At 43.7% G+C, this 24875-nt stretch carries 20 protein-coding genes and 1 other RNA gene; 16 read left to right on the forward strand and 5 right to left on the reverse strand.

All coding sequences use genetic code 11. From position 1 onward, the window contains the following. Position 1 precedes the first annotated feature (1 nt). The gene (locus E0D71_RS04340; RefSeq protein WP_133002047.1) at positions 2-1360 is read right to left on the reverse strand and encodes a sodium-dependent transporter; all 1359 of its coding nucleotides are present in this window, start codon (positions 1358-1360) and stop codon (positions 2-4) included. A 181-nt stretch (positions 1361-1541) separates the two neighbouring features. Here E0D71_RS04340 and smpB point away from each other — a divergent pair, with 181 nt between their 5' ends. Next, positions 1542-2021, forward strand: a complete 480-nt coding sequence (smpB, locus tag E0D71_RS04345) for an SsrA-binding protein SmpB (RefSeq protein ID WP_133002048.1) — start codon at positions 1542-1544, stop codon at positions 2019-2021. Positions 2022-2131: 110 nt separating this feature from the next. Beyond that, positions 2132-2493: a transfer-messenger RNA gene (gene ssrA / locus E0D71_RS04350) on the forward strand. A gap of 117 nt (positions 2494-2610) precedes the next feature. Here the strand turns inward: ssrA and E0D71_RS04355 are convergent. Beyond that, positions 2611-3984: an alkyl/aryl-sulfatase gene (locus tag E0D71_RS04355; RefSeq protein ID WP_133002049.1), complete on the reverse strand. Its 1374-nt coding sequence runs from the start codon at positions 3982-3984 to the stop codon at positions 2611-2613. Positions 3985-5185: 1201 nt separating this feature from the next. On the opposite strand from E0D71_RS04355, the gene E0D71_RS04360 reads away from it, so the two are divergent. From E0D71_RS04360 to E0D71_RS04415, 12 genes are all read left to right on the forward strand, one after another. Then, a complete protein-coding gene (locus E0D71_RS04360; protein WP_133002050.1) occupies positions 5186-5428 on the forward strand; it encodes a hypothetical protein in 243 nt (80 codons plus the stop codon). 252 nt (positions 5429-5680) lie between these two features. Continuing rightward, positions 5681-5923, forward strand: a complete 243-nt coding sequence (locus E0D71_RS04365) for a hypothetical protein (protein ID WP_133002051.1) — start codon at positions 5681-5683, stop codon at positions 5921-5923. Between the two features lie 377 nt (positions 5924-6300). Then, positions 6301-6543 (forward strand): hypothetical protein, encoded by a 243-nt coding sequence (locus tag E0D71_RS04370; protein ID WP_133002052.1) that lies wholly within the window; start codon positions 6301-6303, stop codon positions 6541-6543. Positions 6544-6892: 349 nt separating this feature from the next. Next, positions 6893-7135, forward strand: coding sequence for a hypothetical protein (locus E0D71_RS04375; RefSeq protein WP_133002053.1), 243 nt, complete (start codon positions 6893-6895; stop codon positions 7133-7135). A 403-nt stretch (positions 7136-7538) separates the two neighbouring features. After that, positions 7539-8183 carry a hypothetical protein gene (locus E0D71_RS04380; protein WP_133002054.1) on the forward strand — a complete coding sequence of 215 codons (645 nt, stop codon included), beginning with the start codon at positions 7539-7541 and terminating at the stop codon, positions 8181-8183. 185 nt (positions 8184-8368) lie between these two features. After that, positions 8369-8980 (forward strand): Yip1 family protein, encoded by a 612-nt coding sequence (locus E0D71_RS04385; RefSeq protein WP_133002055.1) that lies wholly within the window; start codon positions 8369-8371, stop codon positions 8978-8980. A gap of 550 nt (positions 8981-9530) precedes the next feature. Continuing rightward, complete coding sequence (locus E0D71_RS04390; protein ID WP_133002056.1) at positions 9531-12329, forward strand: monovalent cation/H+ antiporter subunit A; 2799 nt, start codon at positions 9531-9533, stop codon at positions 12327-12329. 2 nt (positions 12330-12331) lie between these two features. After that, complete coding sequence (locus tag E0D71_RS04395) at positions 12332-12697, forward strand: Na+/H+ antiporter subunit C (RefSeq protein WP_133002057.1); 366 nt, start codon at positions 12332-12334, stop codon at positions 12695-12697. After that, entirely contained in the window at positions 12698-14209 is a 1512-nt protein-coding gene (locus tag E0D71_RS04400) for a monovalent cation/H+ antiporter subunit D (RefSeq protein ID WP_133002058.1), read from the forward strand. Continuing rightward, positions 14206-14691, forward strand: coding sequence for a Na+/H+ antiporter subunit E (locus E0D71_RS04405; RefSeq protein ID WP_133002059.1), 486 nt, complete (start codon positions 14206-14208; stop codon positions 14689-14691). Before E0D71_RS04400 ends, E0D71_RS04405 begins: the two co-directional genes overlap by 4 nt. After that, a complete protein-coding gene (locus E0D71_RS04410; protein WP_133002060.1) occupies positions 14685-14954 on the forward strand; it encodes a K+/H+ antiporter subunit F in 270 nt (89 codons plus the stop codon). The genes E0D71_RS04405 and E0D71_RS04410 overlap by 7 nt, the downstream gene beginning before the upstream one ends. 8 nt (positions 14955-14962) lie before the next feature. Next, positions 14963-15325 carry a Na+/H+ antiporter subunit G gene (locus E0D71_RS04415; RefSeq protein WP_133002061.1) on the forward strand — a complete coding sequence of 121 codons (363 nt, stop codon included), beginning with the start codon at positions 14963-14965 and terminating at the stop codon, positions 15323-15325. A 118-nt stretch (positions 15326-15443) separates the two neighbouring features. Here the strand turns inward: E0D71_RS04415 and E0D71_RS04420 are convergent, their stop codons facing one another. Then, positions 15444-17468 carry a hypothetical protein gene (locus E0D71_RS04420; protein WP_133002062.1) on the reverse strand — a complete coding sequence of 675 codons (2025 nt, stop codon included), beginning with the start codon at positions 17466-17468 and terminating at the stop codon, positions 15444-15446. 257 nt (positions 17469-17725) lie between these two features. Further along, positions 17726-20779 carry an ammonium transporter gene (gene amt, locus E0D71_RS04425; RefSeq protein ID WP_133002063.1) on the reverse strand — a complete coding sequence of 1018 codons (3054 nt, stop codon included), beginning with the start codon at positions 20777-20779 and terminating at the stop codon, positions 17726-17728. A gap of 381 nt (positions 20780-21160) precedes the next feature. On the opposite strand from amt, the gene E0D71_RS04430 reads away from it, so the two are divergent. Further along, the gene (locus E0D71_RS04430) at positions 21161-21469 is read left to right on the forward strand and encodes a hypothetical protein (RefSeq protein WP_133002064.1); all 309 of its coding nucleotides are present in this window, start codon (positions 21161-21163) and stop codon (positions 21467-21469) included. Here E0D71_RS04430 and ppx read toward each other — a convergent pair. Next, positions 21466-22983 carry an exopolyphosphatase gene (gene ppx, locus E0D71_RS04435; RefSeq protein ID WP_133002065.1) on the reverse strand — a complete coding sequence of 506 codons (1518 nt, stop codon included), beginning with the start codon at positions 22981-22983 and terminating at the stop codon, positions 21466-21468. The genes E0D71_RS04430 and ppx overlap by 4 nt on opposite strands. 511 nt (positions 22984-23494) lie before the next feature. On the opposite strand from ppx, the gene rho reads away from it, so the two are divergent. Then, positions 23495-24760, forward strand: a complete 1266-nt coding sequence (gene rho, locus E0D71_RS04440; RefSeq protein WP_133002129.1) for a transcription termination factor Rho — start codon at positions 23495-23497, stop codon at positions 24758-24760. Positions 24761-24875 lie beyond the last annotated feature (115 nt).

Raw genomic sequence — 24875 nt, forward strand, 5'->3', positions numbered from 1 at the left:
ATCAAACTCCTATCCAACCTGCGACAGTAATGACGATAAGCACAGGAATACTGATATATTTTAAAACGCCATACCATATTTTGAAGTGGCTAACTTGGCGAGTAATCATCTCGTTGCGTAATACGGTACGAGGGATAAACCACGCCACCAACACAGACAATAAAATCGCCCCCAACGGCAGCATAATCAAAGAGGTTAGCTGATCAAGCAACTCAAAGAAATTGAGGCCAAACAGCACTTTTCTATCCCAATGGTTAAACGATAAAAGCACCGCAATACCAACAAACCAAATGGCGCCGCCTAACAACAAAGCCGCTTTAAAACGCGCAATGTAAAACTTCTCATGCAACCAAGCAACAAACAGTTCTAACATAGAGATTGCCGAAGTCAGTGCAGCAATCACCAATAAGAGAAAAAAGAAGCCGCCTATCAACTGCCCTGCTGGCAAACTACCAAAAATAATAGGCAAGGACACAAACGCTAAACTAGGCCCTGAATCCAGATCTATATGGAACGCAAAAGCCAAAGGGAAAATCACCAAACAGGCCAATACAGACACAATCAGGTCAATCGCTACCACCGCAGAACAGGCTCGGGCAATGGACATCCGCTTACTCATGTATGCACCGTAAGCAAACATAGCACCCATTCCCACACTTAAGCTAAACAGGGCATGACCAATGGCGGATAACACCACACCAAAAGTGATGTCTTGCCAAGACCAACGAAACAAGAAGTGAATGGCTTCAAGCGCTTCTCCCTCTTCCAGAGAGAACCCCGCCAATATCAGCATAACGACGATCAAAACAGGCAATAAAATTCGCACCAAGGCCGCCAGTCCACGCGTCACTGACTGCCCTACGGTTAATACGACCAGTCCTACAAATATCGAGTGCCATAGTAGCATTTCACCAGGGGACGCCAATAAATGATCAAACATGCTCGCGGCATCGGCTTGGGAGATATTCACAAAATCCCCCGAGATGGCGCGTTCAAAGTAACCAATGGACCAGCCAGCAATGACGCTATAGAAAGTCAGGATGAGAAAGCCAGTGAGCCCTGCAATCCAGGGAACAACAACCCAAAAGCGGTGAATCACACGACGTTCACTAAGATCATTAATGGTGTCTATCGGGTTTGAGCGTACGGTACGACCTAGTGCTACTTCAGCCATTAGGATAGGCAGGCCGACCAACAGTAAGCAAGCACAATAAATAAGCAGAAAAGCGCCGCCGCCATTCTCTCCTATTAGGTACGGAAATTTCCAAATATTCCCCAAGCCAACAGCTGATCCGCTCGCGGCAAAAATAAATATCCACGGACTAGACCATATACCTTGTAAACATCGACTTTCGGGCATAAATTTAGCTCTCACTACTCAGTAGCGTTTAGATAATTAAAGATGAGAAAGAAAGCTTACCGCAGTCATTCGAAGCTCATCATGATGATTTTATTTACTGAGGGCGAATTTTCTAACATTAAGGCGCATACCTCAAGAAAAGCATAGGTTTTTGCCGCTATCGACCGTATAATTTCCAACTATGAGTAAAGTAAAGAAAAAATCCAATAGCACGGGCACTATCGCGCTTAATAAACGTGCAAAATTTGACTACTTCGTTGACCAGAAGTTCGAAGCCGGACTGGTTTTATCTGGATGGGAAGTCAAAAGCCTGCGCGAAGGTAAAGCCCAATTAGTTGACGCCTTCGTTATCATTCACCAAAACGAAGCGTGGCTTGTCGGTGCGCGTATTACGCCACTTTTAAGCGCCTCTACACACGTTGTATGTGAGCCAATGCGCCAGCGTAAATTGCTGCTCAACCGCAAAGAGCTCGAGAAAATCATACAAGTTACTGAGCAAAAGGGTAAAACCTGCGCGGCCATGGCTCTGTACTGGAAAGGCAATAAAATCAAATGTGAAGTTGCCTTGGTTACCGGTAAAAAAGACCATGACAAACGCGGCACAGAACGAGATCGTGATTGGTCGCGAGACAAAGAACGCCTAATGAAACACAGTGCTTAATCTTAGCTGACGCTGTTCACAGAATAGTGTGAGTAAATAAGAACAAAGCGCAGAGATACCCGTTATCTCTAGCGAAAGCACATTGTTTCCGTTAGAATAATACCAACTTTGGGGATGACTTGGTTTCGACGCCGGTTACAAACCCTGAGGTGCATGTCGAGAGTGATGCGTGATCTCGTAAATCCCCCGCATCAATTTTATAGTCGCAAACGACGAAAACTACGCTTTAGCAGCCTAAACCGCTGCTAGTGTGCTGCCCTCAGGTTGCTTGTAGCCAGAGATTCTGCAGTATCATAAATTACAGGATGCTAACCGATGCCCCGCCTAGGGATAAGGTTCTAAGATTAAGTAGGCTCGCCATTAACACCCTGTCCTTCGGGCGGTTCGTGGTCAAATAATAGAAGTGACTAAACATGTAGAGCCGATGGCAGAGGACTGGCGGACGGGGGTTCGAATCCCCCCATCTCCACCACTTAAAGGCTTGATTTTAAAAGGGTTTGCACTTTTTAAAATGAGGTCGGGGCACACAAACGACACACAGTTTGTATGCCAATAAAAAAGGGAAGCCTAATGGCTTCCCTTTTTTTGTCTATTTTACGCTGTGCTTTTCGGCTGCTTTACGCAACTCTTGGGCACAGGTTAGGTAGTAATTTCGCCCTGTAGCGGTGAGTAAGTGCTTAGCAAGCCCTTCAAGAGCTTCGGCCTTCATTAATTTAGGTTTGCCTGTTGATGGCTCAAGCACTATAAGTTGGTCTGCTAATTGTGCCGCCCACTGATAATCCTTATTTTTTAATGCATCAAGCGTGGCTTGCTCTAATTTAGCTTTGCCTCCCGCCAAAGTCGCCATTCGCTCAGCTTCTGCTTTAACCGGTAAGGAAAATAGGTGCGTCGGGTTACCATCGAACCACCCCAAAGTACCAGCAAAGATGGAACGCACTGCCCACTGAATATTACCGTAGTAGTTTCTGAGATAATCTTTATCCGCATACTTCTGTGGTAACTTCACATACTCTACTAATTCATCCGGCGTCATCCCTTTGTTCATGCCTTCGATTGTTTTGTTAAAAACATACTGCACGGCGTCGCGATAATTCGTCAATCTGTCCATGACCTCCGCTTTATCCGTAATAGGTCGCGTGTGCCCAGGTACTAGCTTTTCAGGTTTTTCTTTCAACATTTGGTTAAGGCCACTGATCCAAGACTGCACATCGCGGTATTCTGATCCTCGAATAGCATAAAGGTTAGGCCAAGAACTGTAGAAGAAATCACCAGAGAACAAGACGCGCTTAGCCGGGTACCAAATGTACATGGCGTCTTTTGTTTCTCCATTAATAGGCACTAATTCCAAACTAATTCCAGCCACCTCTATTAATTCTCGTGTGCTGCCTAAATGATGATTTGGTTGGATAGCTGTGGCTTTTGTACCAAATACTTCAAGCGAGTGTTTCGGGTAATACGCTTGCGCTATACCATTATTTATCCTTTTCTCTGGTGGTAATAAAAAGCCACCTTGTCTCGCACCACGAATCCTATTGATGGTTAAACCTTCTCGCTTAAAGGCATGAGCCTCATCACGAAAGTTACTCCGAGCCCAAATCTGTGGGTGCCCTTCTGCTGCAAAAACAGGAATCCCACCAATATGATCACTGTGCCCGTGCGTTATCAGAATCGCCTTAATCGGCAGCGCTGTTATTTTTCGCATTGCGGCTAATACTTTTTTGGCGGAGGCGGTATCTATGCCGGTGTCGACGATAACAAGGCCGTCTTTTCCGACAATCATAGAAACAGGCTGCACCGAATAACCTGTAAAGGTATAAACATTATCCGCAACATGGACTGTGTCTTTTTGGAATTCTGCGTTCCGCGCTTTTAACAGTGCCGTTTCAGGCGTATCGACGGCAAGTGCCATGCTCGAAGTAATCGTTGTGATCACCACAAGTAATAGACTTATGATTGTTCTCATGTCTTATGTCTCCTTCTCCAACGACGTTAAAATGGAGAGTGCTTATTGGTTTTATTTTGATGGAGTAGATTGGCAATACTTTAATATTTATCCGTTTTACCGCTCATTTATTCTTACCTTGCTGTGCGCACGAATCAGATTTACCTGATAATAAATTCAAAGTCAAACCTCATTAACAAATAACAAAAGACATGAAAACATTGACTAAAATGCGAATTTAAAAACAAGAGAATTCTCAATATTGAATATCAAAAAACATAAATTAATATATAATAAAAAAAGCACTTATGCTTTTGTCACAAAGTAAGCAATTGAAAATTAATGTTTTTCTCTAATTCTTAGATAAGAATTTAGCCTTTGACTGGGGATCAATATTTCCCCGCAGCGCCTCAAGATACAAAGCCCCCACTTTCCCCTTAGGCCATATAAAAACGAGATCAGTGAAGTGTAGGTAGCGGCTACTTGACGGTGCAGATAGGCTTTTTTAATAAGGAGAAAGTGTCATGATCACAATGGAAGATAAGGCCTAACTTAGTTCCATATATCATCAATAATTAGCAGAGATTTTAGGATAGAAGGCCTATAAACAGGCCGTTTACCCGCCTTTTAAGCCCATCAATTAAGCCTTCTCTTTGACCCCCTTTTATGGCCATATCCAACAACACAAATAGCTTCAAGCCCTACATTAATCATAGTGATGGACGGTTTTTCAAACGACATGAGAAGTTACTTAATTTATGCACATTGGAAGGCCATATAAGTGTCACTGACCTTTGCTTCCAGAACGGCCATTCCAAAAAGTGATTGTCGGCTACCTATGCTCGATTTTCATAAGAAATTAAAGTGCTCTTGCGCAATTAGATTGCCGCTTCCTCCTCTTAACCTTACAAAAAATCATGTTTCCTAATCATAGAACCCATCACCCTATTCAAGCGTAACAAAGAGGATTGGTACTAATTTTTATAAAAGCCAATAAAAACAATGACCTGTAACCACCCTTACTTTTCTAATAAAACCAGCCTTAACATGAAGGCAACAATCCGTGCTTATTTTTAAAGATATTGCATCGTTATTTGAATAGTTGAATGTAAAGTGACACTGCACCTTAACCTCTATTTATTTAAATTTTTAATGTTATTATTTAAAACATAGAAACACAGCAGAAAATCTGCTTAAACTTATTATATTAAGGTGATTAATTATGAATACTTTTACTAAAAGCGCTCTTACTTTCCTAGCAGCTTCTTCCATTGCTTCTGTTGCACTAGCAGCACCAGGTGATGCAACTTATGGTCAATCTACTCGCGGCCAAGTTCACTCTTTAGAGTCTCAAGCAAAAGACATCAATATTGGCCTTGAAGACAATGCTGCATTTGCACCAACTCAAAAAGCCTCTGCTGAAAACAGCCAGCGCGCTGAGTTTTTACAAAACAAACTAAACTAAGGGTAACCCCTTAGTCATCGTTCTAATATAGAATGAAAGCCTTAATAAGCCAGCATGGGGAACCATGCTGGCTTTTTCATTTTAAAAGGTACCATTCTTATTTCTAGAAATATTTCACATTATCTTGATTAATTGAATGTAAAGTGACATCTCACCTTAGCCTCTATTTATTTAAGTTTTTAATGCTATTATTTAAAACATAGAAACACAGCAGACAAACTGCTTAAACTTATTATATTAAGGTGATTAATTATGAATACTTTTACTAAAAGCGCTCTTACTTTTCTAGCAGCTTCTTCCATTGCTTCTGTTGCACTAGCAGCACCAGGTGACGCCACTTATGGTCAATCTACTCGCGGTCAATTGCATTCTTTAGAATCCCAAGCAAAAGATATTAATGTAAGCCTTGAAGACAATGCCGCCTTTGCACCAACGCAAAAAGCGTCTTCTGAAAACAGTCACCGCGCTGAGTTTTTACAAAACGAACTAAACTAAGGTTTAAAAAGTAATTTATCATTCTTAGATAAAACGAAAGCCTTAAAAGAATCCAGCATAGTCTTCTATGCTGGACTTTTACGTATTATCCCATAAAAACAACACCTAACATTGCAGTAAGCACTTACTTCCATCGGCGACACCTCTCGACGAAATCATAAAACCTTCTGTTTACCACCTCTCGCCATCTCAACTTCAGAAACATAAAAATACAAACCGTGCGTATTTTTAAAGATATTGCATTGTTTTTTGAATAGTTGGATATAAAAAGACACCGCCCCTTTCCCTCTATTTATTTAATTTTTTAATGTTATTATTTAAAACATAGAAACACAGCAGACAATCTGACCAAACAAATTATATTAAGGTGATTAATTATGAATACTTTTACTAAAAGCGTTGTTACTTTCCTAGCGGCTTCTTCCATTGCTTCTGTTGCACTTGCAGCACCTGGCGATGCAACTTATGGTCAATCTACTCGCAACCAAGTTCATTCTTTAGAGTCTCAAGCACAAAACGTTAATGTTGGCATTGAAAACAATGCTGCGTTTGCACCAACTCAAAAAGCCTCTTCTGAAAACAGCCATCGTGCTGAGTTCTTACAAAACGAATTGAACTAATAAGTTCATTTTTAAACTTCCATTTTAATATGGAATAGAAGCCTTAATAAGCCAGCTTGGTATTCCACGCTGGCTTTTTCATTTTTAAACAATAGCTGTCTAGACCAAGTCATCGCCTCTGACTATCAAGATAATAGCCAGCCTATATTTCTCTTCAATCCAGTTACTTCTTAACTCTAAAATACACGCCGTTCTTATTTCTAGAAACATTGCATAATAATTTGAATTATTGAATGTAAAGTGACAGTGCCCCTCAATCCCTTTTTATTTTAAATTTAACTGTTATTATTTAAAACATAGAAACACAGCAGACAATCTGCCCAAACAAATTATATTAAGGTGATTAATTATGAATACTTTTACTAAAAGCGCTCTTACTTTCCTAGCAGCATCTTCAATTGCTTCTGTAGCACTAGCGGCACCAGGCGATGCAACTTACGGCAAAGAAACTCGTGGTCAGACTCACTCTTTAGAGTCCCAAGCCCAAGAAGTGAATGTTAGCCTTGCAAACAACGCTGCATTTGATCTAACGAAAAAAGCTTCTGCTGAAAACAGCCAACGCGCAGAGTTCTTGCAAAACAAACTGAACTAAGTTGTTCAGCCAGTAAGACCCCATTCTGAGAAAGAATGAAAGCCTTAATAAGCCAGTGTGGTAACCCACCCTGGCTTTTTCATTTCTTATCCAAACTTAATGAACCCAAAGCCTCTATCTAGATAACCTCCCACGATCCATTGCCTTTCTGACAAGACAAAATAGCTCAGGCTGCTTTAAACGCCGTTGTATAGCTCACCCAAGCCACCAATAGAAATGCAAACTCTCACCCGCACTCGTGTCTTAGCACATATAAAATAACTTACAGGCATGCCTGCTTTTTAGGGGGACTGTAAGAATTACGCAGCACCGTGTAACACCACAAGTAATTCTTCTGCGCTTAGTTTATTCTATATTTTCATTAGACAAGGCAGGGCTGCAGACGCACAAAGGAGGGGGAATCATGAAAAACATTTTACTATTGGTTGTATTGATGACAGTGCTGAGTGGCTGCACATCCAATGTCACTCTATCTGGGCGCTACTTAAGCAATGTAGACACCAGCATAGAGATAGCTAAATCCTCTGCTATTTTGGTTCAATCAAACGAAGATGGGGATGAACTTACTAATAAACGCTATATGCCCGATATTATCCATGCATTTAATCAACTAGGATTTAGCAATATATCAGAGCAGATGACATCGCCAGATTACACACTCATAGTCAACTTCACCTCCAAAGAGGAAAATCAAATACAAACTGTGCCGGTTTTTACTCGCGAAAGAGGCACGCCCTATGTTGTTTGCCATCAGAATAAAAACAACAATAGAGTCTGCACCACTCATTATTACTTCAATGCACCTATGGTCAGTGGCTATCGCTCTGTCAGCACGCCTACGAATGTCTACACCTTCAATTTTATATTGCAAGACCAGCACAAAAGCCCTGTTCTAAATGTCACAAGCACAGTTGTTCATGAGGATTGTTCTCAATGGAAGATCTATCAGTTCCTAGCCTCAGATGCGATTGCTAGAACCAATTTTAAGACTCCGGTGGATAAGCAATACTCAGTCACCATGCCAGAGAGTTATCGTTGTCAGCAGTGATGCCATACCTAGAGCTGACCGTACATTTCAACGTAAATGATACTTTACAAGAAAAAATGTGACCCCTTTGCGCTTTTTGGGCGTAACTACCTATACTGAAAACTAAGGTGACGAGTGATCGCTACCTTATAAATAGGTTGTTTTCCAAATCCAATAGGCTTTTTTCGAAAAGCGAGGGGGAATCCATGATCAATCATGTATGGGGTTTAATCCATCATCCAGACCGCGAATGGCGCGAAATAAACAAAGAACACGAAACAGTTAGTCACTTATACACTCACCATGTGCTTTGGCTAGCTGCCATTCCAGTCGTTAGTACCTTTATTGGTACCACACAATTCGGTTGGACGTTTGGTGGCGAAGAAGCCATCAAAGTATCATTAGTTAATGGTCTCACGCTTGGTATTCTATTTTATGCACTGATTTTGGTGGCCGTCGCTCTGGTCGGCAGCTTAATTCATTGGATGGCCGCGAGATACTCTACCCGACCTAGTCGTCATGAATGCATTGTGTTTGCAGGTTATATCGCTACACCTATGTTTTTAAGCGGGCTGTTTGCTCTGTATCCTATTATCTGGCTATGTGCCCTAGCCTGCGTTATAGGGGTTTGTTACACCGGCTACCTACTTTATAAAGGCACGCCTAGCTTTTTAGGCATTAGTCATAAACAAGGCTTTATTTTGTCCAGTACCACCTTGGGTATTGGGGTTTTAGTATTAGAAGTTTTATTAGCGCTTGTGGTGATCTTATGGAGCATGGGATCGAGCAACAGTGTTATATGGCACTTTTTCCAATAACATAATAAAAGCACTTAGTGACGAATAGCGAGCAATGCCAGTAAATAGGCATTGCTCGCTATTTAACTGAATGCCTGCCTTATCTCCTCCTATCTAAACCAAGGTCGCGTTAGACCACACAAAATGTATCGCCCTTCGCTAATAGTTGCCTGCTTGGCTGAACTTTTAATATCACCGCCAGTCTTAACTATGAAAGTTTTCCATGCAGATGAAAAATTTGAGCAAACATCAAAGGTGATTTATTTACTCTTTCAGCTTACACACCTACGAAAACAGCACAGATTACGTCAACGACTGTGACCTCCTCCGTCAGCAGGAGATATAAGAGAAAAGGATATGACTTCGAAATAAAGCCATTTCACTTAATTGATTTTAATCACTATTTTAACTTCTTATTCGTTCTTTATCTGACGGAAAAGCAATCTCTTAACTATCCGTCAAGGTAAAGCTTCGCTATAGTACAAACATGTCATTTTAAGGAACCTTGAATCGCTATGTCACATACGGATGCGACCCGAATCCCACCGCACTCAACGAGAGGAGCAAAAAATTGAACTCTTTGATTTGGCTCCCATTTCTTCCATTACTCGGCACATTAGTCCCTTTATTTTCAGCGCGTCTTAGTCGTACGGCTTGTGCCTTTATGACCGCCGCTCTGCCTGCGATTACGCTATTGCTCATCCTGTCCCATGCAGGTGATATTTTTTCCGGCGAGCGCTTCTTTTCATCACTGCCTTGGGTTCCTGCCATAGGCTTAGAGCTGGCTTTTCGGTTAGACGGACTGTCTCTTCTTTTCTCGATACTTATTCTTGGCATTGGTCTGCTGGTCATTCTGTATGCTCGGTACTATTTATCGGCTCAAGATTCGATCGGAAAATTCTACGCTTACTTGATCCTTTTTATGTTCGCCATGCTAGGTGTGGTGTTATCAGATAACCTAATTCAACTTTGGTTTTTCTGGGAGCTAACAAGTATTAGCTCTTTCTTGCTGATTAGCTTCTGGGGACACAAAGCCGACGCTCGTAAAGGGGCGCGAATGGCATTGACTGTCACCGGCGCTGGCGGTCTAGCCTTGTTGGCCGGATTACTATTATTGGGACATACAGTCGGCAGCTATAGCCTACAAACGGTCCTTGATAGTGGCGATTTAATTAAGGCCAGCGCCAGTTACCCAGTGATCACTGTGCTGGTTCTACTTGGTGCGTTTACCAAATCAGCCCAATTCCCTTTTCACTTTTGGCTACCAAATGCCATGGCTGCACCGACACCGGTAAGTGCGTACTTACACTCAGCCACCATGGTAAAAGCAGGGATCTTCCTGATGGCTCGCTTTTACCCTGCGCTAGCCGATACCGACCTCTGGTTCTTATTAGTCAGCCTAACGGGCTTAGCTACCTTTTTAACCGGTGCTTATGTGGCACTCTTCCAACATGACTTAAAAGGGTTACTCGCTAACTCAACCATCAGTCATTTGGGGTTAATAACCCTACTGTTAGGTATGGGAACCGACTTGGCGGCTGTCGCGGCTATCTTCCATATTATTAACCACGCTATTTTTAAAGCGTCGCTCTTTATGGCGGCAGGCATCATTGACCATGAGTCCGGCTCACGCGATATGAGACAACTCAACGGGTTGTGGAAATACATGCCATTTACGGCAACACTGGCCATGGTCGCTGCGTCATCGATGGCGGGTGTTCCTTTGCTAAATGGCTTCTTATCCAAAGAAATGTTCTTTACTGAAACATTGCATCAAGCTTCTATTGGCTCTCTATCATGGATGATTCCGGTATTAGCGACCTTGGGCGGAGTCTTTTCTGTCGCCTACTCAATGCGCTTTATTCATGATGTTTTCTTTAATGGTGAGCCAATTAACTTGCCTAAAACACCTCATGAGCCACCACGCTATATGCGAGTGCCAGTAGAGATTTTAGTCGCCTTGTGTCTGCTAGTAGGTATCTTCCCAACTCTTGTTGTTGGCGATTTACTCTACTCTGCGGCGACTGCGGTACTAAATGGAGAGGTGCCTCATTACAGTTTAGCGATCTGGCATGGTTTCACCTATCCTCTGCTAATGAGTGGGATTGCGATGGTAGGCGGTTTAATCATCTATACCAACCGCCATCATTTCTTTAAATTCCAAGCGCAATTTCCCGTTAGCGATCCCAAACTGGTGTTTGAGAGTATCATTCAATCTCTCGCCCACAAGGCTCAAAAGTTCATCACCCTAACGGAAAATGGATCGCTGCAACGCTATATCTTTTTTGCCTTATTGCTCGCCATTTCGATGACGGCGGTCCCATTACTGCAACTGAACACGACCGCGGGCTTGCGTCCTGAAATACCGATAGACGCTATCTCTGTCACATCCGTAGCACTACTCTGTATTGCTGGTGTCGCAACGGTTATCTGGCACAGACGACGTTTGATATCTCTTTTAATGCTGTCTGTTGTCGGCTTGATTGTCTCTTTGGCGTTCGCTAAGTTCTCAGCACCAGACTTGGCTTTGACTCAACTATCAGTCGAAGTTGTGACCGTTATTTTGTTGATCTTAGCGTTGTTTTTCTTGCCTCAGAAAACCCCTAAAGAATCGTCTCCTCGACGGGTCGTACGTGATCTTGGTTTGGCGGCGTTTGTCGGCGGCACGGTCGGTACTATTTGTTATGCCTTGATGACACGCCCCTTGGATACCATCTCGACCTTCTTTCTGGAGAACAGTAAGACAGGCGGTGGTGGTACCAACGTTGTTAACGTTATTTTGGTCGACTTCCGTGGCTTTGATACCTTAGGCGAAATAACCGTACTGGGTATTGCTGCTCTGGGGATTTATAAGTTAATTGCCAGAATGCGCTTATATATGCCCTCCAGCGATGGAAAAGGACGTGCGTGGTCTGAAGACAAATACCCTCTTCTGCTCGCGGTTATCTCACAAAGTCTATTGCCATTAGCCCTGCTGGTGTCTGCGTATATTTTCCTACGCGGCCACAACATGCCTGGCGGTGGCTTCATTGCGGGTCTCATCACCTCGGTTGCCATTATCCAGCAGTACATTGCTCACGGTGTTAACTGGATCAAACAGCGACTGAAATTGGACTACCAGATAATGATAGGCAGCGGTATTAGCATCGCGACACTCAGCGGTCTAGGCAGCTGGGTCTTTGGGCACCCATTCCTAACCTCTTGGTTCGATTACTTTTATTTACCTGTCATTGGCAAATTTGAACTCGCCAGTGCAATGATCTTTGACCTCGGCGTATTTTTAACCGTGGTTGGCGCCACCATGCTGATTCTGGCCAATCTAGGTCAGCTCACCACCAGCGAACGCGCTACGCAAAAGGAGCATGATTAATTATGGAAGGTATGTACGCATTTAGCGTTGGACTACTGACCGCCTGCGGTGTGTTTTTAACATTAAGAGGCCGTAGTTTCTCTGTGGTTGTTGGATTGACCTTGCTCTCCTACGCAGTGAATTTATTCTTATTTGCCAGCGGCCGTTTGAAATTGAACGCCGCCGCGGTATTAGGCGAATCAGAACACTATGGCGACCCCCTGCCTCAAGCACTCGTATTAACCGCGATTGTAATCGGCTTTGCCATGACGGCGTTCGCGGTCATTTTGGCCATGCGCGCCAGAGCGGATTTAGGAAATGACCATGTTGACGGGCAAATACCCCAACCCAAAAGCTCACTATCTCAAAAAACAGGAGGGGCGAAATAGATGCAGCATTTGAGCATTTTGCCCATTTTAATCCCACTAATCTTCGGTGCCGCACTGCTTTTACCGCCGCTGTCTAAGCACATTAACAGACAGCGTATTGCCGCTATCATTGGTTTGTTCTTACTGCTGATCTCAGCCTTTTATCTGCTCTACCAAGTGCAATCAGAGGGTGTCCACCTGTACGCTTTAGGCGAGTGGCAGCCACCCTTTGGTATCGTTCTGGTGGCTGATCCAGTCTCTGTATTGCTGGTCGCCCTGACCTCCTTTTTGGCCTTTTCCGTCATGCTCTATGCAATGAATGGACAGGACAAAAACGGCGCCTACTTCCACCCATTATTTATGTTTCAAGTAATGGGCATTAACGGCGCTTTTCTGACTGGCGATATCTTTAACCTCTTCGTATTTTTTGAAGTGTTATTAATTGCTTCGTACGCCCTGTTGATTCATGGCGGAGGAAAACAACGCACTCAAGCAACACTGCATTACGTCATTCTAAACTTGGTTGGCTCCAGTCTATTCTTATTTGGTTTAGGCATCATTTACGGCACACTCGGCACACTGAATATGGCCGATCTGGCCGTCAAAGTTGGCAGCTTACAGGCTGAAAATGCCACCCTAGCGAAAACAGGCGCCTTGCTACTATTGGTTGTATTCGGTCTCAAAGCCGCGATGTTGCCATTGCATTTCTGGCTACCCAAAACCTACTCCAGCGCCAGTGCGCCAGTAGCGGCACTTTTTGCCATTATGACCAAGGTCGGGATCTACAGTATTTTCCGTGTCTATACGGTTATCTTTGGCGAGCACGCTGGCGCGTTAGCGAATATAGCAACACCTTGGTTATGGCCTCTGGCCTTGCTGACAATTGCGATTGGTGCTGTTGGCATTCTTGCCAGCCCAGGCTTAAAAACACTCACAGCCAACCTTGTTATCGTGTCTAGCGGTAGCCTATTGGCGTGTGCGGCGATCAATTCAGAAACAGCGACGTCTGCTGCTCTTTACTATCTTGTGCACAGTACACTGGTGTCTGCGGGGCTCTTCTTACTTGCCGACATCATGGCCAGACAACGCGGCCAAGCTGAAGACAGATTTGTGCGCTCACGGCCATTCGTACAACCAAGAATATTGGGGATTTTATTTTCTATTGCGGCGTTATCCATCATAGGGATGCCACCTTTTTCAGGCTTCATTGGCAAAGTGATGATACTCCAAGCCACACAATCATTGGCTGAGTCATTATGGCTATGGCCGTTGATATTGCTTGGTAGCTTAGCCGCTCTGATTACCTTCTCTCGTGCAGGTACCACCTTGTTCTGGCGACATAATGGAAACTTATCAACAGAAAGCGAAGCCGCTAAGCCATTGGAGCTTGCAGCGGTTATTCTGCTACTGCTTGCTTCCCCTGTTCTGGTTATTTTTGCGGGAGACATGACCGCTTATACTCAGGAGGCTGCTCACTATCTGCATGACTTTCAAGCATCCGCTTATAACTTACTGCCAGGAGTGTCGCCATGAGATTTTTCCCAATGCCATTTCACAGCCTGATGTTGTTTGTTGTTTGGTTACTGCTCAATAATTCGGTGAGTGCAGGGCAAATGGTTCTCGCCACGTTTTTTGCCATCACCATCCCTTGGTTAGTGAAAGACATGCGCGATGAGCACCCAAAAATTCGCCGACCTTTTTTAGCCATCCGCTACATACTGATGGTGATGAAAGACATAGTCGTCGCGAACGTTGAGGTCGCTTTGCTCATCGTGGGCCCGATTAAAAAATTACAACCGGGGTTCGTGGCCATCCCCATTAATATGACATCGGACTTAGGCATTACCGTGCTCGCAAGTACGGTGTCCTTAACACCTGGTACCGTTAGTGCCGAAGTCTCAAAAGACAAAACATGGCTGTATATTCATGCCCTTCACCTAGACGATGAAAAGGCCTTAATCAACGAAATTAAGACGCGTTATGAAGCCCCGATTAAGGAGATATTCGGATGTTAATTTGGACTATCACCATTGTTGCGGTCTGCATTTGTATCGCACTGATCTTAAATTTATGGCGCTTAATACAAGGCCCCAGTGTCTCGGACCGAATCTTAGCCCTCGACACCATGTACATAAATACCATCGCCTTGATTCTACTCTACGGCATGTATATGGGAAGTGCTTTGTATTTCGAAGCCGCCTTACTTATCGCCATGCTCGGCTTCGTTAGTACCGCGGCACTAAGTAAGTATTTACTTCGCGGCGACATCATAGAATAGGATTTGTTATGCCTTTATTTCTCGAAATTATTGTTTGTGTCTTATTGCTGATCGGTGGCCTTTTCTTATTGGTTGGCTCTTATGGATTGGCCCGTTTACCAGATATTTATATGCGCTTGCATAGCCCAACCAAAGCTTCAACCTTGGGTATTACTGGTGTCTTAATCGCATCAATGATTCTGCAGAGTTACTTGCAGGACTTCGTTTCCATTAAAGAACTGCTGATTACTCTGTTCCTTCTTATTACCGCCCCTGTGGCCGCTAATATGATTGCTAAAACAGCGATTCACCATGAGATCAAACCACTGAACAAAACTCGTGGTAAAGCCTTGGTTGACAGCATGCGTAATCGAGATAACCCGCCTAAGTAGAGTGTGGGTTGTCGATATCAAAGACAAAAAAAATCCCCTTCTAACGATGACGTTAAAAGGGGATTTTTTTGGCCTAACAAATTTTGGCCTAACAAAAGGCGCATTCCATACCAATAGCTTAGTTCAAGGACAATATGTTCGTCTTACTGATCCTATGGCGATAAATCTCACGTAAATACTTAATCGCATTTTTCACGTTTTTAATGTCGAGACGAATATCGTTAATAGAAACAAAACGATCGTTGTCTTCTATCAGCTCTCGGTATTTTTTCTCATACATTGGCTTAATCGCGTACCAATTTGTATCCAGAATTTTGGCTGGATTTTCATACTCGGTAAAATACTTATCCACCATATCTTCATCAAACTCATCGCTTTGAATAAAGCCAATCACCGCATTATCAATTTCATCGGTGTAACGATATTCATCACGGGCGAAGCAGCGCTTCATATACGCAACCATTAGCGTTAAGAAGTCATCACTTAAACACGGACTTTTGGCGACCAGTGTGGTCAAGGACAAGTTAGCAGACGCGCCTATAACCAAGGCATAACGTTTCAACGTTGTATTAGGAAACAAGCGGTTCAAATGGACTTTTAGACGGTTCATCGCTGTAAACGAGAGTTTGAAATCTCGCGGCACAGAAATAATAGACACCACGGACGAACAGTTCTTAAAGAAGTGAAGATGATTAAGCGTGCTAGCATCATACTCGCTTTTACGATATTCCATGATCGCTTGGCGATAACGCTCAGATTCCACAGGCAATACACTGATGCCCTCTATCGCAGAAGTATCGTCATTGAAATGCGGTAACTCAATAGAGCGACAAAATAGGTCATCGATATCGACTTCGTTATTCAATCCATTATTACGCACCACACTTTCGGCATACGCCACAGCAACCGGACCGGCAAGACTCATAAACAAATCATTAGCATCGAGGCGAATGGTTTCTGAGATATCAATTCCTGCACGACGGAAGTAATCTTCATCGTAATCCGTGGTAACAGCCTGCGCTGTTAAGATATTGAAGATCTGTTGGGAAATGTACTGGTTGGCATATTTCTCCATGGTATTAACATCGATATCATCGATTTCGTTGCCATTCTCTTCTTCTGCATATCGCATGATATCGTTAGAAATCAACATCATGGAATTCCAAGGGCGAATACGTTGCATCACGTTTTCTGGCACCTGGTCATTATCACGCTCTTCGTTGTACGAGAAATCCCATTCTTCGGATACGTACTTAGTGAGCAAGCGACCCGCATTAATGTGCAAGGCCTCAGAGATATCGATATTGCGCCCTGAAATATTCGGCAAGATACAAATACCGGAGGTAAAAATAGGTTCGAAGACAAAGCTGTGGCGTTTATCCACCGCGTTTTTCTCTTCCACTCGATAATCAAAAGTTTTACTTAGATAGGAAAACTGTTGAGCCAAACCAAACTCAGACGCCATGCCAGACCCCGTACCACCACCCGCACTAAAAATATAAAAGTACAGGCGTGATTGATTCGCTTTAATGCCACAGGAATCGACTAGGTAAGAATGCAATTGGCTCCACTTCTCATTTTTAAAACTGGAAGTGTCTTTGTTGAGGATTATTTTGGCCAAATATTGACCCAAAATTGGCGCATTACCCGCTCCACCAGCATGCACCTCAGAGAGGTCCATAATCTGCAGTTTACGATACGCTTCTAAAAAGCGTGCTCGCCCTTCCTGATTGGAGAAACGAATGCGCCCTTCAATGTCTTTGTCTAAATCTCCCAATAAAACAATAGGTTCAATCAAAAACACAGGCGTTGTATTGGACTTCTTATCCATCGGTAGATGCTTTCGAATCCAGCGCATCGGCTTATGCTCATTTTCGAGCACTTGCTTCTCATGATACTCAACTTCGTTCAAATAGCTGGTACGAGCGTTGTAAACTAACGTGGCAACTTCTAACGCGATGTTAGAGCCACAGCGGCCTAATCCAACCAAACAAACCGACGGGAAGTTCTGTTCAAAATCAGACGTATCATCTGTGATCTCAGGGTGAATTTGATGACGAATAACATCTAGGTTTTCTAAGATTTTTTCTAAACTGGGCTCGGTATAAAAAAAGTGTTCGATTGGAAGTGTATCTCGGCTCATAAAAATATCCCTGTCAAAAGCGCGAATATGTGGCGTAGGCCAAGTGTTACCGCTCGTTCCATTCATGGCAATGAGGATGCAGTACTAAAGGTTTGCTGTCGAACCTAGAGATTAACGAGACGTCACACTGGTCATTATTTTAGAACAATATCACTATTTAAAGACAAAGTAAGCATTAAGAAAGAACGTATGAGTTTTGTAGCTGTTGTTATAATTTATTTTTAACTAATTGTTTTAATTAATAAAGAAAAATAGGCCTAATCGGCTTTATCCAGCAGCGCTGCCGTGTCTAAACTGGGCATTGGTCGGTAAAAATAATAGCCTTGATAAATCAGACAGCCCATTTGTTTCAATAGTGCCGCTTGCTCAGCCGTCTCAACACCTTCCGCTACCGTCACCAGCTTCAAATTGCGCGCTAAATGAATGATGGTTTCACAAATGGTGGTGTCTTCAGTGTGCTTGCCACATTCCTCTACGAACGACTGGTCTATTTTTAACACATCCAAAGGCAACCGCTTTAGATAACTCAAAGAAGAGTAACCAGTACCAAAATCATCAACCGAAATAGTAATATTCATCGCTTTTAGCGCTTCCATTACCTCGATACAGCGGTCAATATCTTGCAATAGAACGCTTTCGGTAATTTCAATCTCCAGCAAAGCTCCAGTAATCCCGTAGTCTTCCAGCTTGCTTGAGAGATAAGAAACAAAACTGTCTAGCACAAGATGACGTCCTGAAATATTGACCGCAATGGGCACTAAGCGCAGCCCCATTTCTCGCCATTCAGCTTGCTGTCTTAGCGCCTCCTCAATGACCCATTCGCCTATTTTGATAATCAGGTTCGACTCTTCTGCAATCGGGATAAAGTCCGCAGGAGAAATCAACCCTTTTGTCGGATGATGCCAGCGAATCAGGGCTTCTAAGCCAACAATACGCTCACTATCCATCCACACTTTTGGCTGATAATCTAAACGAAATTGTCCTGCCGCAAGCGCTTCATGCATCTCCTGTTCAAAACCAAACTTTTTCACGACGACGGTCGCCATTTCTGGCGCAAACACCTGAGCATTGTCTCGACCTTTTTCCTTCGCCCAGTACATGGCAATGTCCGCTTGCTGAATCAATTTGTCGGCGTCGGTTGCTCCCCCATCAGACAATGAAATACCGATACTGGTTGGTATGTTTAACAACTGACCCTTTAAGTTAACCGGCGCTCGCATTACCTGTAAAATACATTCCGCACGCTTTTTAGCAGACTGATAAGAGACATCTTGGGTCATGATTAAAATAAACTCATCGCCTCCCCAACGAGCCACCATATCGGATTCATCAGAGACTTGAGTTAGGCGCTCCGCCACTTCGCATAACAACTCATCACCCGCTTTATGACCTAGGGTGTCATTGATGGTTTTAAATTTGTCCAAGTCTAAAAATAACAAGCCTACTTGGCTATGTTGCTTGGATGCGAAAAGCAGTGCGCTGACCAGTTTATCCATCAAATAAGTGCGATTGTACAAGCTGGTTAATGGGTCACTATAGGCAAGAAAACGCAGCCTTTCCTGAAGTTTAAATTGCCGTGTAACGTCCCGAATATGAAGGGTGTATTCTTCTTTGCTGGCGCGACTGTTATCGACGCCAGTTTTTGTAATCGCAATTTCAGCGGGGAAATGATTATGTGGGTCTCTTTGCAAACGAAATGAGTTACGGCGGTTAAGTACTAGCCCCATCGAGGAAGAAAAACCTATTTCTAAGCTTTCCAAAATAGCAGATCTGTCTTCTTCCAGAATAAAACTATCAATAAAACTTTTGCCTACTACCTGCTTTTTAAGGCAGCCAAACGTCCGCTCCGCAGCGGGGTTAAACTCAATCACATCGCCTTGCTGATCAATAGTCACAATGCAATCCATCGACGAATTAAGAATCGCGGTTTTGCGCCTTTCGCTCTTTTGAAAGCGCAATAAAGCATCGTCGCGCTGGGCTATTTCACCGTTTACTCGCTCAATCACTTGGTTGTACTTATGAGCAATTTGCCCTACTTCAGTAAACGGTTCCTCAGGAACGGGGAAAGAGAAATCTGCATTATTTTGCTGGTATTGCATCGAGGTTAAGAGATCAAAAAGCTCTGTCGTAGCCCTATGTTCAGACACGTTCATGCCTTGCTCTTCGTGCTCCTTCGACGCCCTCAGTGGCAGCACCTTATTAAGCAACCACATGGCACCATAAGCGACGACAAAACAGTACACGCCAATCACAACAATACCCAGCGATTGAACACCCAGCTGCTGGTAAAAACTTAGCCCTGTTTGAATCTTGTCTGCGTCACCAAACAAGGCAACGCTTAGCGTGCCCCATATGCCAGCAAAGAGGTGGGCGGGCACCACATCAAGTGCATCATCAAGGTGCAGCCGCTCCATTAAGAGGCTGCCGTAATACACAATACCTCCTGATACGGCACCAATAATCGCCGATGATGCCGGTGACACCACATGACAAGACGCCGTGATTCCGACCAAGCCTGCGATAGTACCATTTAAAATAAACCCGACCTCAACAAAGCCATCTCGTACATAGTTGATCAATGCCGCAATTAAACCGCCCCACACAGCAGATAAAAACGTATTCAAAATAATAATCGGCACATCATCGGTCAGTGCCAATGTACTGCCACCATTAAAACCAATCCAACCAAACCAAATCAGCAACACCCCCAAAGCAGACAAGGGCAAGTTGTTGCCTGGAGGCAGTCGAATACCTTGTTCAAAGCGTCCTAGACGAGGTCCTATGATCATAATGGCCGCTAGCGCCACCCAGCCGCCAACAGAGTGCACCACGGTCGATCCTGCAAAATCAATAAAGCCCAGTGACTCTAACCATCCCTGTTGAGCTTGTGAATCATAGGCTCCCGACCACGCCCAATGCCCCGTTACCGGATAGATAAGCACAATGAGCACGACCGTAATCGCCAAGTACCCCATAAAGGTCATGCGCTCAGCAACGGCACCAGAGGTGAGTGTTGCGGCGGTGCCACAAAACATCATTTGAAAAAGAAAGAAGCTTATTTGCCAAGGAGAGTTGTCCTCGCCAAAGACAAATTCGCTGCTGCCAAACAGCCCTAAATTGGATTCTCCAAACATGATGCCAAAGCCAAAGAGCCAAAATATCACGCTGGAAATAATGAAATCTGAAATGTTCTTCGCCGCGACATTGATACTATTCTTGCTGCGGATACGGCCGCTTTCTAAGCACAAAAACCCCGCCTGCATCATAAACACCAAAGCCGATGCGACCAATAACCAATAAAAATCTGACATACATTCCCTCAGCCGGTATTGCTCTCCTTGCTAAGAAAGCCATATTGCAGGCTTCTAAGTGCATTCCAATGCAAGAACAGAGTCACGAATAATTCGTTAAGACACACAAACTTATTCAAGACTCACGCCAACTTTTGTTTTCGTTTATGAGGGATTAAATACTTGATATAAAAAGGGTTAATATTTGCTTGATGGGCCGGTAACGATAGGTTTTGTGTGACAAATAAGAAGTCTGTAAAAACCACCTATTTCGCTCTTTTATGAAGAATAACCGCGTTTTTTGAATGAATGGAACGATTAAGGCTAAATCTGGAATAGATTGTTTTTTGAACAGTGTTGATTAATAATTAAGCAACACTCCCTAAAATAGGAGAGCGTGCAATGGCAATCTCCCCAATTTCAAACTCGGACTGGCATAAGCTGTTACCAAGCAAGTCTTCGCATTCTGGCTTTAGTAATCAGACAGATTCCTCTCACGCCCGCAGCACACTGCATTTGTCTAGCCAAGCAAGGTTCATGAGTGATCAATTTCAACAGGGTGCAGACGTAAAGCCCAATCAGGAGTTTGTAAGCCTGTCTTCCAGCGTAAGGGCGCCAACCCGCTGGTTAGGACTGAGCCATGAAGAGGCCATTGCTATCTATCGTTCTATTGAAGCAATGGCCAACAAAAGCGAACAAAGTAATCGCTAGCTAAACGTCAGCGTATATCCGTCACTCGCCAGATAATCTGCCTCGCGCTGCAAGTTCGCCAAAGTAAGAGGACGACTGTCTAACCAATTAGGCAAAAACTCCGCATGTAAGCTTTTATCCCCTGCTTTTAACGTAAAAATCGGCATATCACCTTCTTTACGGTCATTATGAAGCAAGATAGATAAGCGGAGTAAAATAGACAAACGATCTAAATCTTGCTGATCGCTTTTGGTGAATTTATATTCCAGAGACTGGGTAAACTTTCGACGATGGCGCAAAATAAGATTCGCCAAAGCTTGTTGTTCTTGCTGGGAGAAGCCTGGCATATCAGACTCACTGATAATATAGGCGCCATGTTTGTGATAACGGCTGTGTGAAATGCCGACACCAACCTCATGGAGAAGGCCTGACCAACGCAACAAATCTTCACTGGAAATACTTTTCAGCTGCCAATTGTCTTTGACTTGAGCAAGCGCGGATAACGCGGTGTGGGTCACTAATTTCGCCTGCTCAGTATCAATATGATATTGGTTAAGCATGTAGTTAACCGTTCGCTCACGGATATCAGACTCGGCATAACGGCCCATGATGTCGTACAGCACCCCTTCGCGTAAGGCACCGACAGAGAAATCCATTTGCTTAATATCAAAACACTCAAAAACGGCGGTCAGAATCGCAATACCAGCAGCAAACGTATTTTTACGCTCAGGCTTCAATCCCGGAAGGTCAATATTATCTGCATGACCCGCTTCTAATAAGGCTTTCTGAATTTGTTTCAGCGTCTTCGGTGTGATGCCTTTTTTACTCCAGCCATTTTCTTTAATAATGTTGAAGGCGGCTTTGATGGTACCTGAAGAGCCAATGGCGATATCCCACTGCTCATCTAAATAGTCGTCTTGTATGCTTAGCAACTCTAGACGAGCCGCCGTGACGGCTTTTTGGAAATTGGATTTGGTAATGCTGCCATCAGCAAAGAAACGTTGACGGAAATTCACACACCCCATGTGCAGGCTTTCTGTCAAAATAGGTTCTAACTGCTTGCCTATAATAAACTCGGTACTGCCTCCACCAATATCGACGACAAGGCGTTTTAATTCACCATGGTCCATGGTTTTCGACACACCGACATAAATAAGACGAGCTTCTTCTCGACCCGCGATAATCTCAACCGGATGGCTCATTATGTCCATGGCTTTGCCAATAAAGTCATACCGGTTCTTAGCTGAGCGTAAGGCATTTGTCCCCACCACTCGAACCGAACCTGCGGGCATGTCTTCAATGACTTGTGCAAACTGTGCGAGGCAATCTAGCCCTCTTTGCTGAGACTCTTCATCTAAAATACCGTGGTGCAAGCCTGCAGCCAGCTGCACTTTTTCACCAAACTCACTCGTTATACGTAACTGCCCGTGGGTAACTTGAGCAATTACCATGTGGAAACTGTTTGAGCCTAGGTCAATAGCTGCAATTTTTTCAAAAGGAAAATCATGAGATTGTTGCAAGAAGAGTGATTGCATCCAGAACGCCTTAAGTCATGGTCTTGAGCTAAGAAGTATATCAGGTGTACCCGATAATAATAAGAAGTGCTAAGGCAATGACCTTGCTATTGGTCTTGGTTTTTTTCATTCATTAAACCTCCTAGAAAACATCGTAATCTAGAATATAAGATAGGACAGAGTAAAAAATAAAAACTCCGTGTGTTTGATCAAAAAATTATCAGAAATTGGCTTTTTCGCGCTTTTCACTATAGACCTTGCGTTTAAGTCGCACTATAGTAGCTATGGTCTTAGTAAAATCTGGTGTACGCGAGCTAGATTAAGACTCCAATCAAATCGTTTCACGCTGTATTGGCTTTGCCCTATCCGGGCCCGTTTCAGAGCAACCAACGCAAGAGAGTCATTCTTTGCAGGTTCCTCGGTGCCGAGTAGCTGATATGTTGTTAAATACTTCCAGACACTGATCGGCGTTAATGTTACAACCTGATCCCGTCAATTGTCCTTCTAAGATGAGCTAATGCAAAACCCGTTTATGAACCTTACCGAATTAAAACAGAAATCAGTACACGAACTCTTAGATATCGCTGCAGAAATGGGCCTAGACAACATGGCCCGTTCGCGCAAGCAAGATGTCATTTTCTCCATACTTAAGCGACATGCTAAAGGTGGTGAAGATATTTATGGCGACGGTATCCTAGAGATTCTGCAAGACGGCTTTGGCTTCCTACGTTCTCCAGATAGCTCCTACCTAGCAGGGCCTGACGATATTTATGTATCACCTAGCCAAATTCGTCGCTTTAACTTACGTACTGGCGATACGATTGCCGGAAAGATTCGACCACCAAAAGATGGCGAACGTTATTTTGCACTATTAAAAGTCAGCGAAATCAACTTCGACAAACCTGAAAGTGTTCGTAACAAAATTCTTTTCGAAAACTTAACCCCTCTTTTCCCTGATGAACGCCTATTAATGGAAGCGGGTAACGGCTCAACAGAAGACGTTACTTCTCGCATCATTGATCTTGTTGCGCCTATGGGTAAAGGTCAGCGTGCGCTAGTGGTTTCCCCTCCTAAAGCGGGTAAAACCTTCATGCTGCAAAACATTGCTAATGCCATCACTCGCAATAATCCAGAGTGTCACATGATTGTTTTGCTGATCGATGAGCGTCCTGAGGAAGTAACCGAAATGTCACGTACTGTTCGTGGCGAAGTGGTTGCATCGACGTTTGATGAGCCGCCAAGCCGTCACGTACAAGTTGCCGAAATGGTGATTGAAAAAGCGAAACGTTTGGTAGAACACAAACGTGATGTTGTGATCTTGCTTGACTCTATTACCCGTCTTGCTCGTGCTTACAACACGGTTATCCCTTCTTCCGGTAAAGTATTAACCGGTGGTGTGGATGCCAACGCCCTAGAACGTCCTAAACGCTTCTTTGGTGCTGCACGTAACATTGAAGAAGGCGGCAGCTTAACCATTATTGCAACAGCATTGGTGGATACCGGCTCTAAAATGGACGAAGTTATCTTTGAGGAATTTAAAGGTACGGGTAACTCGGAATTGCACCTAGATCGCAAAATTGCTGAGAAACGCACTTTCCCTGCGATCAACATTCGTCGTTCTGGTACGCGTCGTGAAGACCTTCTTACTTCTGAAGATGAACTACAACGCATGTGGATTTTACGTAAACTATTGAACCCAATGGAAGACGTTGCCGCAACAGAGTTCTTGATTGACCGCTTACGAGTCACCAAAACAAACGATGAGTTCTTTGAGTCCATGAAGGGCAAAAACAAATAACATCATTCACTGATATTAAAAAACCACTTTTAGTAAGTGGTTTTTTTTCACCTAAATTACCAGTATAACAAGGTACTCGATTAGGACAGTTTTATACTCACTGAGCAAGTGAGTG

It is taken from the genome of Marinomonas sp. KMM3893 (genome assembly GCF_004352855.1).
GTDB classification, from domain to species: domain Bacteria; phylum Pseudomonadota; class Gammaproteobacteria; order Pseudomonadales; family Marinomonadaceae; genus Marinomonas; species Marinomonas arenicola.

Coding starts and splice junctions, on each gene's coding strand:
- smpB (WP_133002048.1), top strand. CDS start 1,542: ATGAGTAAAGTAAAGAAAAAATCCAATAGCACGGGCACTATCGCGCTT.
- E0D71_RS04395 (WP_133002057.1), top strand. CDS start 12,332: ATGGAAGGTATGTACGCATTTAGCGTTGGACTACTGACCGCCTGCGGT.
- E0D71_RS04375 (WP_133002053.1), top strand. CDS start 6,893: ATGAATACTTTTACTAAAAGCGCTCTTACTTTCCTAGCAGCATCTTCA.
- rho (WP_133002129.1), top strand. CDS start 23,495: ATGAACCTTACCGAATTAAAACAGAAATCAGTACACGAACTCTTAGAT.
- E0D71_RS04380 (WP_133002054.1), top strand. CDS start 7,539: ATGAAAAACATTTTACTATTGGTTGTATTGATGACAGTGCTGAGTGGC.
- E0D71_RS04430 (WP_133002064.1), top strand. CDS start 21,161: ATGGCAATCTCCCCAATTTCAAACTCGGACTGGCATAAGCTGTTACCA.
- E0D71_RS04420 (WP_133002062.1), bottom strand. CDS start 17,468: ATGAGCCGAGATACACTTCCAATCGAACACTTTTTTTATACCGAGCCC.
- E0D71_RS04415 (WP_133002061.1), top strand. CDS start 14,963: ATGCCTTTATTTCTCGAAATTATTGTTTGTGTCTTATTGCTGATCGGT.
- E0D71_RS04365 (WP_133002051.1), top strand. CDS start 5,681: ATGAATACTTTTACTAAAAGCGCTCTTACTTTTCTAGCAGCTTCTTCC.
- E0D71_RS04410 (WP_133002060.1), top strand. CDS start 14,685: ATGTTAATTTGGACTATCACCATTGTTGCGGTCTGCATTTGTATCGCA.
- E0D71_RS04340 (WP_133002047.1), bottom strand. CDS start 1,360: ATGCCCGAAAGTCGATGTTTACAAGGTATATGGTCTAGTCCGTGGATA.
- ppx (WP_133002065.1), bottom strand. CDS start 22,983: ATGCAATCACTCTTCTTGCAACAATCTCATGATTTTCCTTTTGAAAAA.
- E0D71_RS04400 (WP_133002058.1), top strand. CDS start 12,698: ATGCAGCATTTGAGCATTTTGCCCATTTTAATCCCACTAATCTTCGGT.
- amt (WP_133002063.1), bottom strand. CDS start 20,779: ATGTCAGATTTTTATTGGTTATTGGTCGCATCGGCTTTGGTGTTTATG.
- E0D71_RS04370 (WP_133002052.1), top strand. CDS start 6,301: ATGAATACTTTTACTAAAAGCGTTGTTACTTTCCTAGCGGCTTCTTCC.
- E0D71_RS04360 (WP_133002050.1), top strand. CDS start 5,186: ATGAATACTTTTACTAAAAGCGCTCTTACTTTCCTAGCAGCTTCTTCC.
- E0D71_RS04405 (WP_133002059.1), top strand. CDS start 14,206: ATGAGATTTTTCCCAATGCCATTTCACAGCCTGATGTTGTTTGTTGTT.
- E0D71_RS04355 (WP_133002049.1), bottom strand. CDS start 3,984: ATGAGAACAATCATAAGTCTATTACTTGTGGTGATCACAACGATTACT.
- E0D71_RS04385 (WP_133002055.1), top strand. CDS start 8,369: ATGATCAATCATGTATGGGGTTTAATCCATCATCCAGACCGCGAATGG.